Source organism: Methyloprofundus sp. (assembly GCF_965251085.1).
GTDB lineage: Bacteria > Pseudomonadota > Gammaproteobacteria > Methylococcales > Methylomonadaceae > Methyloprofundus.
On record NZ_OZ252594.1, the window covers coordinates 3,665,446 to 3,684,197 of the forward strand.

Sequence of the window (18,752 nt, forward strand, 5' to 3'; positions counted from 1 at the left end):
TAAAACAATGAGATAGTGAAATCAGGAAAATGATATTATATCATTGTTTAATAAGGAGTTTTGTGGATTATTATGTATAATGCTTGCAGGATTTAGGTATCATTAATATGTTCAGTCTTGAGTTGATAACGAAGGGTCTGGACGAGATGATAGGCAATGAGAGTGATAAAGATATGCCCATTAACCCGTTCTTCTTTTCGATGGTAGATAGGGCGTAGCCCGAGTTCACTTTTTAAACTGCGAAAAACACTTTCTAGATCGGTTAGCATGGTGTAGGTGCGCCAGAGCGTTTCTTCATTCCAGTCGGTCAGGTTGGTGCGTAAACAATAGACACCGGGGTGGGTTGCCTGGGAGTTGGCTTTTTCCACACGTTTCCAGCTGATTGAGATGGCCTTGCCTCCTCCGTCATCAGGCACTACCGTGACTTCATAGTGTTGTGCTGCACGCGCATATTTTTCCTTTATCCGCCCAAGCCGTTCTAACACTTTTGCATAATTTTTTGTGGTTCCTTTTTTACTCAATCCAGTGTGCAGGCTATTGAGCGCAGTTTCATATTTTTCTGAAAAACTGTCCTGCATGGCCTGTTCTTTCTTTTCCCTGAGTTGCGAGTGACAGTACAGTTCAACTTCTCCGGTCTCTTCTACAATCACTTTTTGAACTTTGACGCTTTGCCCCGGAATATCTTTGATCAGGATGGACTTTTCTTCATCAAAATCTCGCTTGCGCTTGCGTGAGACAACAATATAGTGAAAGCCATGCTCAATGAGATACTGGATGTTTTCTTTACAGCGTGCAACGCTATTTGCTCGACTCCCACACGGCGCGGTCGTACAAGCTCTAAACTGCCGACATCAACGGTCTCAAAGTGAACGCTATCGTCAAGGGTTGTACTTCGGGATGTGATGATTTGAGTGGCGTAATATTGTGCCCGTGTTTCGAGTGATTCCTCTAGGTCAATAGTGAGCCAGTCAGTCTGTGCTGTCAGTAATTGATCAATACGACTTGATAATGACTTCCACTGGGACTTGGGCACATCGAAGAAACGACCCAGATTAAGCAGGGTACGTTGCTTGACCTTGCCATCAATTCGCTCGGACTCAACTAGCCGAAACGTTTTGTAGGTCTCGCCAGTTGCCTTGGTTCGGGTCGTTGTGCATCGGATATACATACTTGAATTTTTCCATAAAAATCAAGTGAATGCAACTACTTTTGTTATGTTATGGCACTACGCTTTGCTTGGAAATGCAAATGTTTGTAATGATTAGGTTTTTATTTTTTTATCCTATTAAAATAGACCTGTTAGTGGTTTTTGAGCGAAAAACGACTGAACATGGGTTAAGTCAGTATGCTCATCATCAAGTTCTACCGTATTAAAAACGTCATCATTATTAAACCCAGAGACTGTCCAGGTATCAATCAGAGGGCTCGGTGTCGTTAAATGAACGATGGACATGTTGCACCCTTCTCTAGATTCAGACATCTTGATTCAGACGAAACTAATTTGAGACCATTTCCTAATTTTTTGCGGATGAAGTCAGCTCATAAATTAAGCGCAGATCGGTTCCTGGATAATTGAGTTCCGTTTGATTGAGTTGTTCAAATAACTTTTCTATTGCTTTATTACTTGCAGGTCGGGAAGTACTATGCACACGTATCCGAAGTTGTTTTTTTACTTCATCGGGTAATATATCTGCTTCTGTCACAAACAGCGTTTGTAATAGTTGCCTTGCCATCGGAAAGTCGATTGTCGGTGAGGTTAGCAGAGCGGCCATTGCTGTTTCTGCCCGATAAGCGATCATGTTGACAGTATCTATCAGCCGCTTTTTCCCTGGCAGAAGCTGTTCGAACTTATCTTCGTCTCTCAACTCTTGCCAGGTAATGTGTTTGGGCGTTTGGCTTAGTTGTTCCTTGATGGTTTTTAGTTCATTTTCATAATGCTCTATTTCTTCGAGTAATTCTGCTCGTTTTCTTTCCCATTTCTTGTATTTCACATCTTCCGTTTCATCTTTTTTAATCACCGGATGAAGTTCCATCGCTGCAAATCGAGATAGACGGTAATTGAGTTTGGATTGTATCGAATTACGCTGTCCTTCCTGTTGGCGCCTATCAGGGTTGACCACCCTTTGGGTATCGGATAGTGGCTCTATTCCATACTCCTGTAGCATATCTAGCCCATAGTGGTGCTTCATATATCTAAAAAAGTTCTCTTGGCACCACCGGCTAAACATTCGCCCAGAAACAGCCGTCAATTCTAGTTCATAGGCTGTGGTAATAATACTGGTTTGGTGACCAGAATCAGTCAACTTGCGCACTTCTCTCATCCACATCGCCTGTTTTCCAGTTCCAACCAGACTGCCTCGTTCGGCGAGTTTCATGATGACTTTTTCACCACTCGGTAGGGTGATCTCCTGACTGGAAAAATTGTCCAGTGGCCAATTTTCGGTGGGAAATTTATGATAGGTCATGCAAGCGACACGATGCTTGTTCCACATCTTTCTAAAGAATGCGGGGCTATAGCCTTCTCTATCAAACACCAGGATAAAACGACAGGCTTGTTTGTTTTGCTGTAATGCTTGTGCACTCGGTTGATTCGGAATGTCTTTGAGTAATCGGGGGACGATATCTTCTTCCAGCGTTTTTAGTAAGCCCGGATCCACCGTTTTTTCAACGACAAAGAAGGGACGCCCCGTACCATCATTAACCCAGTAGTCGGTGATACCCCGTAAGCAGAGTTTTTCGCGTGAAACATGCCGTTTGGGAAGTTTAGTCAAGTGTCCATGATAGACACGGACATGACCATCTATGTAGAGTGTTCCTGCTGCCTCTGGTTCATTTTCCATCCATTGTCGACTGAGGTCGGCCGCCCAGCTTTCGACTGATTTTGGTTCAGCCAGTCCTTTTACTTTGGATCTTAAACAACGCACTTCGGGAGCCCGATCCAGGCCAAGTAGTTTGCCGAATTCACCCGGTGCATGCTCGCGAAGTTGTTCGGCATTTTTGATGCGACATAGCCCCATAAAGGCGAGTAGCAATAGAATATGAAAGGTTTGATAGTAACCTGTCAGTTTGCCCAGGTGGCGCTCAATGTCATTTAATAAGCCATTGCCAAGTAACGCGGGCAATGCACATAACACACCGCCTTTAGGAACATCTAAACAGGATTCGAATTCGATTGAGGCTCCCTTTTCCTGCTCACCCAAAGCAGCCTGGATTCGCTCTTCTACTCGAGTGCAGGCCGTACCAAGCACATCGGCTGCATTGGCATCTATAATATCACGGGCTGATTTGGTACTGCCATCATTGGGGTCTATTGATGCGGCAGACTTTTTTTTAAACGTCCATCACTGATCGCCTTGCGAAAGGTATCTGCCCGGATGCCTAATTCTTTAGCGGCTTCGTTAGGCGTCATACCTTGATCCAGATATTCCTGAGCTTGCTGCAAAACCTCAAGCGTAAAGAGTGGTCCTCCCTTGCGAGTCGGGCGAGGTTCAAAAAACGAATCAGCCCCTTTTTCTCGTAGTTGCCTTAATGAGCGCATAACACTACTTTTAGAGACACCAAAGGTTGTAATAATATCGATTGAACGACAGGAACCGGTATTGATGAGTTGAGAGGTGTGAAGTCTAAATAATCTCTTATTGTCAGCCTGGTGAGAATAGATCGGGATACCGCCGAGGAAATAAAACCACTCATCATTTCGGTTATCAACACTGACCTGACCATTTATAATAGTCGTACCCTGAGGAATTATTGGGAGCATGAGTTGCTGCATTAATTGAATACCTCGTATGATATGAGGGCTTAGTTTAACCTAAATGAGTACCATTTTCATTTCTTTAGCTGAAAATATCAATCATTTGACAATAATTCCCTAACCCTTTAATTATATTGCCTAGTTTAAGTTTTAATGGATTTCTTTCAGGATAGCGAATCAAGATGTCTGATATTGGTAAATATTCGACCAACACATACTACCTAGAATCAGCGAGTTAGGTGGATTCTAAACTGACGACACAGCGGATAAAGCCATAAGTCTTTGATGGGTACGCTTTGTTTACCAGCAGGTCCCAACTTGCCGCGCCCTTTGGTTTTACCTACGTAGATCCAGTTGGCGACTTTGTAACAAGTCCCTGCAAATCGCTCGGTATCAACAAAAGTTTCCAGTAACACCGGACGGATGCCATAACGCTCTTCCCATTGTGTAGGAAGGCGACGAGCTATCATGGATAAAATAGTGGAAGCAAGATTTTTGGATTTCACCCAGGGCATAATCAGAAAACGGGCATTGTTCACGACTAACGGCAGGTTTTTTTGCCGCTGTTCGTGGCTCCAGCCAATAAACTGATCACGTGGTGCCGTTTGCCAGGCGGCCGCACTAAAACCGAGCGCTGCAATAATTTGCTCGTCGAGGATGACGAAGTAGCGAAGCTGTGCGCCGGGTAGCGGCTTGTGCCCCAGGTAGTGGTAGCGATGTATGTACTCATTCCATAGTCGTGAATGATCACGGGTGATGACTGGACAAAGCTGGATGGCCGCAAGTTCATGAACAGGCCGGAGGATCGCTGGTTGCGGGTCCGTCTGTTCAGTAAAGTTGAGTTTCTGTCGCGGGGGTGGTTTGCGCCGTGGTGGCGGCAGAGCGATAAGTCCATCTTCTGCCATGCGCAGCATGGCAACACGGCATGACATATCCTTGAGCCCCCCATCAGGCTTGTACCAATCAAGCATCCTGCAGGTCAGGCGCGAAAGTTCGGCACGCGTGCGCCCAGCATCCTCGGCAATCAATTTCCGCATCTGTTCCAGTTCCTGCTCGCTAAAGTTTCGTCCACAATACCGTGTCATGGTGATTGGGGCTGTTCTGACTCGAGTGGAGTCGCAGTCAGTTCAGGCAAGGGTTTGCTCAACTGCTGTTTGCGCGACTCGCTCATCATCCAGGGAATAAACGGGCGGATGTCTGAGGGAGGCTGCCCACCATTATTCGCACAGGCATCTAGATAGTCGTGAAGCCAGTGATGTGGGTTCAATCCCCATAACAGGATTGTCTGAAACAGTGAAAACATCATGGCTGCCAGTCTGGCACTCCATTGACTCCCTGAACCATAATAATTTTTACGCCCCATACCGGGATTACGCATGCGCTGCTCAGCAGTATTGTTGTCCATGGGTACCTGGGGATTGAGTACGAATACCATCAATCCTTTCCAGTGGTTATTCAGGCTGTTTAGGATCTTGCATTGAATGCGCTCTAGGTTTTTGTTCTCTTTCTCCGCTTCCAGTAAATGCGCGTAGCGCTCTTTCATCTTTTGGCTTGCCTGTGCAAGGGCTTGATGGTGTTGCTTGAAGTCTTGATTCTGGGTTTCCAGGCTTTTTGTTTCGTCCCACTCTTTCAGGCGTTGCTTGTTAAGATGATAGAGTTCGGCAATGAGTTCGACCCAATCAAGCATCCATGCTTCAAGTTTCGGATAGCTTCTGGCGGCATCCAGAAAGTCACGGCGGACATGTGCCCAGCAGAAAGCCAGTATGATCTGTGGAATTTCCCGTGCCAGCCGAATGTAACCTTTATAACGATCACAGACCACAATGACCTGTTCCAGGTGTTTATCCAGTCCGGAAAAATACTTGATGGGTATATCCCACTACGGCTAGGTGCAAGTATGTAATAGACTACCGAACGGGACTGAGTGACCCACAACCACCAGCGGTAGCCCGTTTTTCCCTCTATGATTTCAAACACTTTCCAGCCGGTTTCATCATTATGGAATAGATCTTTGGTGAGTTGTTTTTTAACCAGTTCATTGACGAGCGGTTCGAATAGCGGAGCTATCTTCTGTAATCCACCCGTGAGTGTGCCAGGGGCAATGCATAGACCTCGATGTGTGTAATCTGTACACAAATTATTGAGTGCTCGTGAGAACAGAAACTTGTTAAGCAGAACTTCTCTCCATACCGAGATGCCAATACCACTTTTGGGGATAAGACGTGGTGCAGGAGGAGCCGTAATCAATCCGGTGACTCCCTCGCATTGACAGCCCTGAACAGTCATCTTTCGTTTGACACGACGAATATAGCTGTTAACCTTTATTTCAACAATATTTGAATCCTCTGTCTGTGACAGAAGCTTGTAGGGTTTTGTACAAACTAGGCACAACGTGTTTTCAGCAGCAATGTCATGCTCTTCTTCAATAATCGGCAAATCAGGACGGGGAGTGCGCCCGTGTCCCTTGCTACCTTTTTGCTGGCCACGAGGCCGAGGTGTATCAGTATGATTATGTCTTCCAGAACTATTTCTCTTGGCAACGCCTTTTTCAGTTTTTTTGCCAAATAGGCGTTGTTTCAAGTCTCGAATGCGTGCCTGTGCAGATTCAAGCTCTAGCTTAAGATCTTCATTTTTCTGTTTGACCTGGTGATACTGTCCTTTCCAATAGTTTGCATCCCATTTAAGCTGTATATACTCTGCTTGTGTCAGTTCAATGACAATTTGAGCAAAGGGAGACTTTGTGATTTCTCCTGTCTCTATGCGTTGCGGACACGCTGCTGAATGTTGGGAGGCACTTTCCATGAACACCTTTATACAGGGTTTTGGATGATGTGTCCCGTACTCTTTTTATTTATTGCTGTATAGATGGGTTAGTCGAATATTTACTAAATCCGCGCTCAACCGATTTTTCTAGGTTTAGTAATGGAGGGCTAAAGCCACGCCCTAGAGTTTTCAATAGTTTCTCTGTAAAAATAGTCACCAGAATGAATGTCTGACTAATTATTAACGCTATAAAAACTGTCTTACTTTTAGCACAAACTGATCAATTTCTTGCACAGTATTTTCCTGTCCCAGGCTCACTCGTATAGCTGACTTAGCAAGGCTTTCTTCTATCCCCATAGCCGTCAACACATGGCTAGCCACCTGATGACCGCTGGCACAAGCTGAACCACTGGATATGGCGATACCCTCTTTGTCCATCTGCATAAGCAGCATTTCACCCACGCAGTTTGGTAGACCAAATTGCACAGTATTGCTAATACGCTGGCTCTCTTTAGCGAAAATACTCACACCCGGTAATTCCAGTAAACTGGTTTCTAAACGTGTTCTCAGTTGCAGACAATGTTGTTGGCGCTGTTCTAGCTCAGCATAAGCTAACTCAGCTGCTTTACCAAACCCAACAATGGCGGGGACATTTTCTGTTCCTGCGCGCAGGCCTGCTTCCTGACCGCCTCCGGTTAACTGAGGGTTTTCTAAAATCTCAGCTGATGCAATCAAAGCACCACTGCCTTTTGGTCCATATATTTTATGGCTGGAAAGTGACATCAAATCAACACCCAGAGCTTGAAAATTCACTGGTATTTTCCCAGCAGCCTGCACCGCATCGGTATGCACTAAAGCACCTTGTTGTTTGATTGTTGCACTGAGACTAGCTATATCTTGAATAACACCGGTTTCATTATTGACCAGCATAAATGAGGCCAGATCAAATTGCTGGTTTAATTGAATGAGTGCTTGCTGATCTATATAGCCTTCTGGCGTAATGCCAACTAACTCAGCATGGCCTGATTGTAGAATAGAGGGATGTTCGAATGCAGAGGTTAATATATTCGCTTGCGGCAAGCAGCCTTTTAAAGCTAAATTATTGGCTTCCGTGCCACCGCTGGTAAATATGACATGTTCGGGTCGCGCATTGACTAGCTGAGCGACTTGTTCGCGTGCTGTGCCTATGGCACTACGTGATAGGCGGGCTAATTTATAGAGACTGGAGGGGTTAGCATAAAAACGCCCAAGAAAAGGCATCATTGCCTGCAACACCCTTTCGTCTATAGGGGTTGTGGCATTATGATCAAAGTAAATCATGCGATATGCATAACGCTACTGGCTTATTTAAGTGCCATACCAATTGTTTCAGCATCTCTGAACTGTATTACTTGTTGCACATCGGCATCCTGGCGCTGAGCAACCGCCTGCACATCTGCCTGATCCAGTAATTGCGCCAAAGTGATACCATCGAGATAGCTGCGTACCGTATGGCTAAGCCCCATCCACAAGTCATGAGTTAAACAGGGTTGATCATTCTGACAGTTTGCTTTACTTTCACAATTAGTTAAATCAACCTGTTCGTCAACAGCCAGGATAATTTGGGTAATACAGATTTCTTCAGGTCCTCGGCTTAATTTATATCCGCCCCCTGGACCTCTCACACCAACGACCATATTGGCACGACGCAGACGAGAGAATAATTGTTCAAGATATGAAAGAGAAATAGTTTGTCGGGTCGCAATTTCTGTTAATGTCACAGGTTTAGCTTGACTATGAAAAGCCAAATCCAACATTGCCGTTACTGCATAACGCCCTTTAGTAGTTAGTCGCACAAGAGTTCCTATAAACTTAAGTTAAGTATGCTTTATAATACACATAACCTACTAAAACAGTCAACTATTATAAGCAACAGAAAAATAACATCTTTAGCAAAGCTGGCTTCTTCGATCGAAGTATAAATCATGTTTTAACTTCGTCTTTTAACGGCTACACCTTAGAGGTGGGCGCAGAACTACTTACCCAATTCACAGTCATGTAAACCTGGTATCTCTTCACGTTTGCATTTAATCCCGGCGGCATTCATTGCCTGTTGCATTTCTTGCATCTGCTTATCCATCAGTTGAATGTGATCCAGCATATGATTAATAGCATAGGCGACCGGATCGGGAGAGTCAGCAGTCGTCCCGTAAGCATCAAAACCCATTTTATTGGCAATTTTTTTTCGTTCAGCATTTTGCGAATCTTGTGCGCCGACCACTCGACCGGGAATGCCGACAACTGTTGCCCCATCCGGAACGGGCTTTATAATCACCGAGTTTGACCCCACCCGAGCATTTTCACCAATTACTATCGGGCCTAATATTTTTGCGCCAGCACCGACAACCACACCATTCTTTAAAGTAGGATGTCTTTTACCCTTATCCCAACTGGTCCCACCCAGAGTGACGCCATGATACAAAGTACAATCATCACCAATAATTGTGGTTTCACCTATCACCACCCCCATACCGTGATCAATAAAAAAGCGTCGCCCAACGACTGCCCCTGGATGAATTTCTATTCCGGTTAGCCAGCGACTGATATGCGCAATAACATTGGCTAAAAACTTAAAGCCTCTAACCCACAGCCGGTGACAAACCCGATGCGCCACTACTGCATGAAATCCAGGGTAGACGAAAACGACTTCCCACAAAGTCTGTGCTGCAGGATCGCGCTCAAACACACAGGCAATATCTTCTTTTATTAAATTAATCATGTTTTTGTAATATTGCTGTAGATTTTTTTAGGATGCCACGCAAAATATCCAGCTCTTTCGTATCGAGTGCAGCACGATGATACACTCGCCGTAAGCGACGCATAATTGACGTGGATTTTTGCGGATTTATAAAGCCAATTTCATCTAACGCTGAATACAAATGCTCATAAAATGATTCCATTTGCGCAGAACTAGCCAAAGCACCCTCTCGTGATTCAGGCTCGGCAACGTCCATGCTTGAGGCAACTAACAATTCATAACAGACGACTTGCACTGCAGCCCCCAGGTTTAGTGAACTATAAGCTGCATTACTAGGAATTGTTAATAAAGTCTGGCACAAATCCAGCTCATGGTTTTTCAAACCGGAATTCTCCCGGCCAAATAAAATAGCCACTTTTTTGTCTTGCGCTTCAAAAGCCAACCGCTCAGCACAAACTCTGGGGGACTCTTCAGGCACCGTAATCGTTCTTGAGCGAGCACTGGCACCAATAACAAGCTGACAATCTGCAATCGCTTCCTGTATAGAATCACAGCGTATAGCAGACGCTAAAATATCATCCGCTCCCGACGCTCTGGATGTAGCATCAGCACTGGGAAATATTTTGGGCTTCACTAGATACAATTCACTCATGCACATGTTTTTCATGGCTCTGGCAACAGCTCCAATGTTCCCCGGATGACTTGTTTCAACCAATACAACCCTGATATTTGACAGCAATGTTCGATCCTATAAATAAACCTGGAAAAATAAAGCTCACTATAGCAAAAATTTTGCTATTCTATACGGCTTTCTAATCGCTCATTAAAATTTAAGCTATGCATCCAATGCTCACTATCGCTATCCGCGCTGCGAGAAACGCGGGCGACATTATTCTTCGTGCATCAGAACATGTCAGCCATATTCAAGTTGATAATAAAGAGCAACATGATTTCGTCACGGAAGTTGATCGTCAGGCAGAACAAGAAATAATAAAAAACATCAAGACGGCCTTCCCCGAGCATGCGATTCTTGCTGAAGAAAGTGGCCAACATGAAGGCAATGAGTACACCTGGATTATTGACCCACTGGATGGCACAACTAATTTCTTACATGGCTTCCCGCATTATGCAGTTTCAATTGCCTTAAAACACAAAAACCGTCTTGAAGTCGGCGTTATTTACCTGCCATTAACCAATGAACTGTTCACTGCCGCGCGGGGTGAAGGCGCAATGATGAATAACCGGCGCATACGTGTGACCAAGCAAGCAAGCCTGGCTGGGTCATTAATCGGTACCGGCTTTCCCTTTAAAGCACAGCAACAAAAATATCTAGATGCCTATCTGGATATGTTTAAAGCCGTTTGTATTAATACTTCTGGAATTCGCCGTACCGGCTCTGCCGCTATCGACCTTGCTTTTTTAGCAATGGGGCGCTTAGATGGATTCTGGGAAGTGGACTTAAAGGCCTGGGACATGGCGGCGGGGATTATCCTGGTAAAAGAAGCAGGTGGTGTGGTCACCGATCTATCATTTAATGACCAGTATCTGGAATCAGGTAATATTATTGCCGGTAACCCGAAAATGCATCAATTAATGTATCAATTGATTAATCCGCATGTAACGGATAATTTAAAATAGGTAATTGAATACCCAGTTGGGGGAGGCACCGCTGTAGACTTAAGAATAATCTCCTTCTCCAGAGGGAGAAGGTTGGGATGAGGGAGTTAATAAAGGCATGATTTTATTCTCCTCACCCGACCCTCTCCAACAAGAGAGGGCTTAAGTCAACAGTACTGACATGGTTTAAACGACAGGCAATGGTCTCATCATGCTCGTTTTCCCTGTCATCACATCCAGCGTTTTCCTTAAACGCTTGAACACAGATTCCTGTGTATACGGAATTCCGTATTTTTCACATAAGGCTTTTACTTTAGGCTGAGCGATATGATAGCGACTTAGCGGCATTTCTGGCCATATATGATGCTCAACTTGATAATTCAGCCAGCCATGGAGAAAATCAATTTGATCAGTCCCTGTTTGAAAATTGGTCGAACCAAATATCTGCCGAAGATAAAACTCACCTTTATTGGTTGCTTTATCTTCAAATACATATAAGTCCTCGCCCACATGGTTAGTGCCAATCACCAAAAAGGTATGTAAATTAGTCATCACTTCAGCGAGCAAAGAATTGATTAATACATTCGTTGCAGCAACCGCCCCACCTATCGCAGTGACAATACCAACAGGTATAAACAACAAGGGAATCAGTGCAAATCTAATAGAAATATAAGGGATCAAGCAGTGCGTCCATAGTTTACGACCTATCGGCTTCATAGGATTCCAGGTATCAGCTCGTGAATAACTCACATCTCCCAAGCCTGCTTTTTTGTCTTGTGAACGCTGTAACTCAACCAGAGTTGAAGGTGCATAATATAGAAACTTCCAGGTACAGGCCATGACACCTAGAAAAACATACCTTGCCCATTGTGGCATATTGATATTTCTAAAGTCTTCGGTATTAAACTCCACTTGATCCGGATCAGCTTCTTCGCCCAGATTATAATGATGTAAATCATTATGCTCTTTATCCCAGGCTTCAGGGATCATCCACTCCAGCCAGTCTATAAAGCGCCGATTCCCTTTAGCAAAACCTTTACTTGTATAGCGCTTGGGAACCCCTTCGATTTTGTCGTAGGCACGATGAGTAATATGATGCGCAATCGTCGTCCAGCGTGTAACACTTCCCTGACTAATAAAAAATGCAGACACCGGGTTGGGAATAATCCAGGCAGTTCCGTAACCTATAGTGGAACAAATACGCCCCCAGCGTTCAATCTTTCTTAAATGCCGAAAATCATCCATATTCAGATCACTTAACACTTCCTTGCGAATATTCTCCATGTCTTGTGCAAACTGATCTCTGTCAATTGCATGGTAAATATGTTGAGTCACACACGTGCCCCTATAAAATGAAAAAACACTTATTATACCATCCATTTTAGTGGAAAAAACCGGATTATCGAACTGCAACTGCACTTTGAAACTCGACATTATTTTAACCCTATATAAACAAAGGATTTAAAGCCAGAGTAGGCACTAATATATTTTTTGCCTTGCGCAAGTACAGTCATCCCGTTATTGAACCTAACTAATCAAATTCAATACTATATTTAATATCACTGCTATGCGTAGAGCCTGCCCGTGTTTCTATACTAATATTTTCAGTGAGTTTATATTCCACTGCAAATTGCATTTGCGTGGTCAAAATATCCATAATATATCTTGCATATAATCTAGGCGTAATCCGCTTGCCCACTATCATGGAGTTTTGTCCCACATGGGTACTTTTTATATCAAATTCATCAACTCCAACAGTACCCATCACGGCATCAACATAATCACGCCCCAGGCTCAGGGCTGCTTTAGCAATTAACCCGGCACTGTCTGAATCGCCTTTGCCCAGCGGAGCACCGGTCAGTAGATATGCCAGCGCTTCACTGTCATTCAAAGCAGGCTCGGTGTAAATACGGGTAATCGGTTTTTTTAGCGTTCCGGTCATCTTTAAATAGGCAATTGTCTTATCATCCCAATCAGATGCCTTACGTGAAGCCAGGATACTAATTCCAGGGTTTTCTATATTACCCGCAAATAAAAACTGCCCTTTTTCAATCGTTAAGTCCTGCCCATAAGCAGCATAGGTGCCTTGCAGAAAATTAAGCTCATTGAATAATTTTAAATCATTACCTTTCTGTGTTGCACGTAAAGCCCCTCCTAAACGTGTTTTCAAGCCAAAGCCTTCGATAGAAACAGCCTTACCTAGCTTGATTATGACATCCATATCCATAGGGTACCCCGACTGCTTAACTGCCTCCTTCTGATCATTAACAATAACTTCATCATTACTAAGCTGCACGGCGCTCTCGGGCAAAGTGTGAAAAATCATAATCGCTTTAGGCACCTGAATGTTACCTTGCAAATTGGCGCTGTGTATATTTCCGCTTAATCTCAAATCCGGTGATAGCCATGCCTGCATTTCTGGTAATTGCAATAACGGCAAATCCTCACCTTTAATATCCAGCTTGAACTGCATATTTTCATTACTATATTGATCAATCTGGCCCTTAAGCGAAATTTTTTGCCCTTCTATATCAGCGTCTCCAAGCACTGCTATCTGCTCCGCTCGTGTATGCTTTACCTCAAGATTTGCATCTCGAACAGACAAACCTGCATCTACGACTGTCAAGCTACCTTGCTGTAACTGCAGCCAACTCTTATTCAGGTCAGGGGACTTTAATAGCCCCTGCAAATATACCTCTCCATTTATTTTTCCTGTAATATTACTCACTGAATCTACAAAAGCACTGAGAAAAGCAACTTTTTCCAGACTCACATTAAGCAAGCCGTTTATCCTGGCTGTTGCTATATTCGTTAAGCCCAGAGCTTCAATCTGACCACTAATCTGGTTAGTATCATCGATTCTAAAAGCCAGGTCAGACTGCAAGGTATCAACCAGAAGCTGAGCATTAAACTCTGCTACTTTAAAATCCAGGCGCTGCACACCAAGCTCTTCATCTTGCACTATCAACGCACCTGGATCGAGTGATAACTGCACATTGCCTAACAAAGCATCCTGTAAAGACAAGGAAAAATCACCGTTTAATAAACTGTTTACTTTAACTGTGGCTGGCATCCAGTAGGCAAAGACCGCAAGCGGTAATTGCTTAATCGTGCCATTCAACTGCCGTCCGGTCGATTCGGTTTGTGCATCAATACAGATCAGGCCCGTTGCATTTTTTTGTGCCAGACAAAACTCTGTATCCAACTGCATGCTTTGTTGATCTGTAAAAGCAACAGCCAAAGGACTGGCCTGTATAATCCGCCATAACCCCGATGATCCGGCCTGCAATTGCATATGTTGTAACTGCCCGTTCCATGTCTTATCAACCGGATGCCACGCACCTTGCATAGCCAATTTCAGTTCGGCCTGTTCAGCAAACACTTGCGCGCGTAATTCATGATGTGCATTTTGGCCTATACTTTGCAACTCAACTTTATCGATCTTTTGGCCATTAAAAACAAGCTGCCGGGCAATAAACTGCATATCCAATCGACCCGCGTGGGATGTATCCAGCGTGCCACTGGATTGTATACTGGCTATCTGTTGATCTTGAAACTTCAGGTCCTGAGACTCTAATTTAAATTCTACAAAGGGCTGATCAATATCCCCTTTGAGTGAGCCATGCGCAAATACAGAGCCGCTTAAATCAGGGCTTAGCTCATGCAAATTTTGCGCATTCAATTTAAAGTCTAGCGCATTAACAGTACCCAACTTACCCTGAAAATTAATAACATTAGTACCCACACTAACAAGAAACTGCTCAATCGTAGTCTCAGCTGCATAATGCACTTTAGCTATACCTAGCAGTTTCTTACCTAGCACATTGCCTTTTACATTTTCTATATCCAGCTGCAAGTCAGGCTGATTAAACAGCTGCCCCGATAACCGAGCATCCAGGCTTAATTCTCCTGAGTAACCTGGAACTATAGCAGCAAGCTGTATTTGATTTGCCTGCAACTGGATATCACTGGGAATACCCTCCGTCCAGCTAATAAGTCCTTTGCTTTGTATATCTCCGCTGGGTGAATTAATGTCTAAAGTTTTTAATGTGATTTGCTCGGCATCCCCCTGTCCTTGCAATGATAACTGTGCAGCAGGAAGGTCATTAACACGGACACTTGAATTTAGAGTCAGAAAATATTGCTCTAAACTACCTTGCAAAGTTAAGTGTGCATTTTCACTAGCGTATTGTTTGTCTCCCTGCAAAGGCCATTGCAAAGCTAGCCAGTCCGCCTGTAAATCAAAACTAGTCGTCGCGTCGCTAAACTGGATCCAGCCCTGTGTCTGAATTTTTTGCGGGGCTAAAACCTGGGCACTCAGATAGATCTTCTGGCTATCACCATAGGCTGAAACTTGTGCTTTTAGATCAGCTAATTCGGGAATAGATTTAACCAATTCTAAATCAGCTTTAAAAGGAAACCCCTCCCCTATCTGTAAATCTGCCTTAGCTTTTAACTGCAGACTACCACTCTTTAAAGCAATCCGGCTAAGCTGTACTTGCTGCCCCTGATAACTAAGTGCCAGACCGATATTGTCAATCGCATAGCTGGACTCAGCTTGTTTGATCGTTAATTTTTGCAGGGATATATTTTCAATTTGCAACGGCAGCGGCATAATAAATTTCACAGGCCCGGCCTCATCTTCCTGTGCTTCAATTTCATGCAAGAGCACCTCAACATCCTTAACCTGCAATGATTTAAAGTGTATCCGAGCCGCTAATAAATCCAGCCAGCTGAATTGATACGCCAGCGATTTAATATCGATACTTAACTGCTCAGTTTGATAGCTAACGCCGGTTAATTGCAAACCATTCAGTAATAGACCTTCGGTTTTAACTACTTGCAATTCAGCTACCTGCTCAACTAGTTGCGCAACCAGCCAGTGATTAAAACTGCGATTTGAAACCAGCAAGGCAAACAGCAAAACCAGTACCAGTATTGCTGTACTCAGTATTAACAAACCATTGCGCATTCGTTTAATCATAAGGCAGTACTCAAACTAAAATGCACATGCACATCACCGAAGTCTTCACTGGGAACGGCAAGATCAATACGCAACGGCCCCACCAATGAATACCAGCGCACTCCCAGACCTACTCCAAGCTGTATATCCAGATCCCGGGTAAACGCATCTCCCGCATCGACAAAAGCCGCCAAACTCCAGTTTCCGTAAACTCTTTGCTCATATTCCAGGCTAGCCGTGGTTAAAAATTGACCACCAATCACCTCGCCGGATGCATCGCGCTGCCCAATACTTTTATAATCATAGCCGCGCACACTATTATCACCCCCCGCATAAAACCGGTAACTAGTCGGCAAATCCTCAAAATTATCGACAGCCGTAGCCCCTAAATCAATTCTGGCTAAGATGCGTCCACCTAGAAAAGTGGGATAAGCACCTTTTATATGCAATTTTGTCTGAATAAAACTAACAGAAGAGCCGACACTACGGTGTGCTCCATCTAGCTTTATCATGTATTTATAGCCTTCAAGATAATTGTCTTTCTTTTCCGCCCGAACATTAGAAAGACTAATCCCTGGCACTAAAAGAATCTGTGTCTGAAAAGGGTCAGCATTTGAATTACGAAAATGTTCAGCAACGAATTTCAACTGCTCTGCCAATATCAATTGACCATAAAACCGGTTTGATAACCTGACACCGACATCAAGTTTGCCACTGTTTACATTGGTGGTATTTTCATAGCTAATTCCGCTAAAAAATGATAAGCGGTCTTTTAGTGGATTACTCAGCGGTAATATATATTCCATCACCAGGTTGGATTTTTTTAGTGATAGATTTAAGTTGGAAACAAACTGATGTCCGCTTTTATTGATGTATCGATTCCGATATCCGGCACTCAACCGAACCCCCAGATCAGTATCGTAGCCGACCCCTGCGGACATTACATGCCGAGGTAGATTACTTAATTTAATAATAAGTGGAGCCTGATAATCCTGCGCCTGATTATGCTCATACTTTAATTCTATACCTTTAAAATAACCCGACGTATCTAACAACTGATGGGACTCGAAAATCCTGGCCCGGTCATAAGCCTGGCCTGCTTTTAGTGTTAAAAATTTACGACTAAAATTGGTATGCAAAGCGCTCTTTTCAACATCAATCTGACTAATATAATAACGCTGCCCGGTTTGCATATGTAACTGAATAGTTGCAGTATTGGTATCAGGGTCGACAGCTAGTCGCTTCAAGGCAAAAACACTATCAAAATAGCCTTTAGCGTCCGCACGGTTTTTTAATTTCCTTTTAAGCTGTTCGTACGCGCCTTGATTGAGAGTATCGCCCACTTTAATACTCATGTTACGCAAAATTTCGCTAAAGAAAAGTTCCTCTGCCCCTGGTCCCAGCACCTGAACATCTATCGCATCAATAATCATTGGCGGCCCGGGTTCAATAATAAATGAACTCTCCCAGCAATCATCTAGCCAATTCAGAGTTTTAGTCGTTTGCGGGTGATAAAAACCTATCGCCCGCAGCGCTTCATTGATTTGCAAGGGTGATTGTTTAAACAAGCGCTTGATTTTCCAGGCAGGTGTTTCACAAGACTCATTTGATAAAGACAAATAAGCCCTGACATTATCTTCCTGCTCGGAGTCCAGGCCAGTAATTTCTATCTCCGGATCAGCATAAAGCGGCCCAGAGTAGCTAACAAAAATAAGCAATACACTAGTAGAGATTAGCCTGAGAAGGGTGAAGTAAGATGAAATTGTCAAAGAATTCTTATAGAACAGAGAATATAGAAAAATTTTAACACTTTATTTCACCAATAATCCTACAAAGTATTAAATGTAGCATAAGTTATTATGCCTACTATTTGAGGCATAGATTTCTGATACAGTAAAAGTAGCTTTGTAGCCAGGATACTTACCCTCACACTACTTCAACCTGAAGGCTGATATACTGAGTCGAAAAACACACATTAAAACCACAATGCCCGCTTTATCTCAACTACCTCAACACATACAGCTACCTAAAACAGCTGCAGATTTGCTGCAAGCTCAACGCCTGTTTCATGGTCGGGGTCACGCTTACCCTGGCTTGCATCATCTCACTATAGATTGGCTTCCACCGGTGATATTAATCACTTTATTCGCGCCTGAGCCATTGGCTGATATTGAAATACTGGCAGACTACCTGCTATCCCAGTTACCAACAGCTAAAAGCGTACAACTGCAACATCGTTACCAGCTATCCGGACCTGTTGATATTATTCGTGGTGAACCTATCACTCAACTGGCTATTCAGGAAGGTGACTTACATTTTAATATTAGCTTAGGACAGGCACGTAATACCGGCTTATTTCTGGATATGCGTAACGGGCGCAGATGGGTGCAGGATAATAGTCAGAATAAACGTGTGCTGAATTTATTTGCCTATACCTGTGGTTTTTCAGTTGCTGCAATTGCAGGCAATGCCAAGTCCGTTTTAAATATTGATATGAGCAGCCCAGCACTGAATATTGGTCGTGAGAACCATCGCCTAAACCGGCAATCTCTGGAGCAGGTACGCTTTGAAAAATTGGACATATTTAAATCTTTTAGCCGTTTCAAAAAACGCGGGCCGTTTGACCTATTGATTTGCGACCCACCTACCCTACAAAAAGGCAGTGTCGATATAGCAAAAGATTACCCGAAGATACTGCGCCGACTGGATCAGTTTATGGCTCCAGGAGCTACCTTACTATTATGCCTAAATGCACCGGAACTAAATCGCGATTATTTACTCGAACACATGGCGGAACTGGCACCGCGTTATACCTTGATTGAAGAAATACAGTCACCCGAAGTTTACCTGGAAGCGGAAGGTAAGGGTCTGAAAATATTATGCTTTAAGAATAACTAGCAACTGCAATTTGCCCATAT

General features: G+C 43.7%; 15 protein-coding genes and 1 pseudogene. 2 read left to right on the top strand and 14 right to left on the bottom strand.

Annotation, left to right across the window (positions count from 1 at the left end):
• Positions 1–92 precede the first annotated feature (92 nt).
• From ACQY3F_RS17200 to ACQY3F_RS17250, 11 genes and pseudogenes are all read right to left on the bottom strand, one after another.
• Positions 93–776, bottom strand: coding sequence for an IS1634 family transposase (locus ACQY3F_RS17200; protein WP_428357729.1), 684 nt, complete (start codon positions 774–776; stop codon positions 93–95).
• 509 nt (positions 777–1,285) lie between these two features.
• Positions 1,286–1,453, bottom strand: coding sequence for a hypothetical protein (locus ACQY3F_RS17205; protein ID WP_428356168.1), 168 nt, complete (start codon positions 1,451–1,453; stop codon positions 1,286–1,288).
• Positions 1,454–1,514: 61 nt separating this feature from the next.
• Positions 1,515–3,248, bottom strand: coding sequence for a putative transposase (locus ACQY3F_RS17210; protein ID WP_428356169.1), 1,734 nt, complete (start codon positions 3,246–3,248; stop codon positions 1,515–1,517).
• A 59-nt stretch (positions 3,249–3,307) separates the two neighbouring features.
• On the bottom strand, positions 3,308–3,772 hold the full coding sequence (locus ACQY3F_RS17215) for a hypothetical protein (protein ID WP_428353027.1): 465 nt from the start codon (positions 3,770–3,772) through the stop codon (positions 3,308–3,310).
• A 209-nt stretch (positions 3,773–3,981) separates the two neighbouring features.
• On the bottom strand, positions 3,982–4,839 hold the full coding sequence (locus tag ACQY3F_RS17220; protein ID WP_428356170.1) for a Druantia anti-phage system protein DruA: 858 nt from the start codon (positions 4,837–4,839) through the stop codon (positions 3,982–3,984).
• Complete coding sequence (locus ACQY3F_RS17225; protein ID WP_428356172.1) at positions 4,836–5,576, bottom strand: IS66 family transposase; 741 nt, start codon at positions 5,574–5,576, stop codon at positions 4,836–4,838. The genes ACQY3F_RS17220 and ACQY3F_RS17225 overlap by 4 nt, the downstream gene beginning before the upstream one ends.
• Before the next feature lie 44 nt (positions 5,577–5,620).
• A pseudogene (locus tag ACQY3F_RS17230) lies at positions 5,621–6,556 on the bottom strand (IS66 family transposase); the annotation flags it as partial.
• A 207-nt stretch (positions 6,557–6,763) separates the two neighbouring features.
• The gene (locus tag ACQY3F_RS17235; RefSeq protein WP_428356173.1) at positions 6,764–7,837 is read right to left on the bottom strand and encodes a cysteine desulfurase family protein; all 1,074 of its coding nucleotides are present in this window, start codon (positions 7,835–7,837) and stop codon (positions 6,764–6,766) included.
• Between the two features lie 23 nt (positions 7,838–7,860).
• Complete coding sequence (locus tag ACQY3F_RS17240; protein WP_428356174.1) at positions 7,861–8,352, bottom strand: Rrf2 family transcriptional regulator; 492 nt, start codon at positions 8,350–8,352, stop codon at positions 7,861–7,863.
• Positions 8,353–8,531: 179 nt separating this feature from the next.
• On the bottom strand, positions 8,532–9,275 hold the full coding sequence (cysE, locus tag ACQY3F_RS17245) for a serine O-acetyltransferase (protein WP_428356175.1): 744 nt from the start codon (positions 9,273–9,275) through the stop codon (positions 8,532–8,534).
• Entirely contained in the window at positions 9,268–9,993 is a 726-nt protein-coding gene (locus tag ACQY3F_RS17250) for an RNA methyltransferase (protein WP_428356176.1), read from the bottom strand. The genes cysE and ACQY3F_RS17250 overlap by 8 nt, the downstream gene beginning before the upstream one ends.
• 98 nt (positions 9,994–10,091) lie before the next feature.
• Here ACQY3F_RS17250 and ACQY3F_RS17255 point away from each other — a divergent pair, with 98 nt between their 5' ends.
• Positions 10,092–10,892, top strand: a complete 801-nt coding sequence (locus ACQY3F_RS17255; protein ID WP_428356178.1) for an inositol monophosphatase family protein — start codon at positions 10,092–10,094, stop codon at positions 10,890–10,892.
• 165 nt (positions 10,893–11,057) lie between these two features.
• On the opposite strand, the gene ACQY3F_RS17260 is transcribed toward ACQY3F_RS17255, so the two are convergent.
• The 3 genes from ACQY3F_RS17260 to ACQY3F_RS17270 all read right to left on the bottom strand — a co-directional run bounded on the left by ACQY3F_RS17260 (position 11,058) and on the right by ACQY3F_RS17270 (position 17,552).
• On the bottom strand, positions 11,058–12,206 hold the full coding sequence (locus tag ACQY3F_RS17260; protein ID WP_428356180.1) for a fatty acid desaturase family protein: 1,149 nt from the start codon (positions 12,204–12,206) through the stop codon (positions 11,058–11,060).
• Positions 12,207–12,402: 196 nt separating this feature from the next.
• Positions 12,403–15,855 (bottom strand): translocation/assembly module TamB domain-containing protein, encoded by a 3,453-nt coding sequence (locus ACQY3F_RS17265; protein WP_428356181.1) that lies wholly within the window; start codon positions 15,853–15,855, stop codon positions 12,403–12,405.
• Positions 15,852–17,552 (bottom strand): autotransporter assembly complex protein TamA, encoded by a 1,701-nt coding sequence (locus ACQY3F_RS17270; RefSeq protein ID WP_428356183.1) that lies wholly within the window; start codon positions 17,550–17,552, stop codon positions 15,852–15,854. The genes ACQY3F_RS17265 and ACQY3F_RS17270 overlap by 4 nt, the downstream gene beginning before the upstream one ends.
• Positions 17,553–17,820: 268 nt before the next feature.
• Here ACQY3F_RS17270 and ACQY3F_RS17275 point away from each other — a divergent pair, with 268 nt between their 5' ends.
• Positions 17,821–18,732, top strand: a complete 912-nt coding sequence (locus ACQY3F_RS17275) for a class I SAM-dependent methyltransferase (RefSeq protein ID WP_428356185.1) — start codon at positions 17,821–17,823, stop codon at positions 18,730–18,732.
• The last annotated feature ends 20 nt before the right edge of the window (positions 18,733–18,752 follow it).

Bases quoted from the DNA above. Each gene is read 5' to 3' on its own strand.
- ACQY3F_RS17205 (WP_428356168.1), bottom strand. From the start codon at position 1,453: ATGTCCATCGTTCATTTAACGACACCGAGCCCTCTGATTGATACCTGG.
- ACQY3F_RS17215 (WP_428353027.1), bottom strand. From the start codon at position 3,772: ATGCAGCAACTCATGCTCCCAATAATTCCTCAGGGTACGACTATTATA.
- ACQY3F_RS17220 (WP_428356170.1), bottom strand. From the start codon at position 4,839: ATGACACGGTATTGTGGACGAAACTTTAGCGAGCAGGAACTGGAACAG.
- ACQY3F_RS17235 (WP_428356173.1), bottom strand. From the start codon at position 7,837: ATGATTTACTTTGATCATAATGCCACAACCCCTATAGACGAAAGGGTG.
- cysE (WP_428356175.1), bottom strand. From the start codon at position 9,275: ATGATTAATTTAATAAAAGAAGATATTGCCTGTGTGTTTGAGCGCGAT.
- ACQY3F_RS17255 (WP_428356178.1), top strand. From the start codon at position 10,092: ATGCATCCAATGCTCACTATCGCTATCCGCGCTGCGAGAAACGCGGGC.
- ACQY3F_RS17265 (WP_428356181.1), bottom strand. From the start codon at position 15,855: ATGATTAAACGAATGCGCAATGGTTTGTTAATACTGAGTACAGCAATA.
- ACQY3F_RS17275 (WP_428356185.1), top strand. From the start codon at position 17,821: ATGCCCGCTTTATCTCAACTACCTCAACACATACAGCTACCTAAAACA.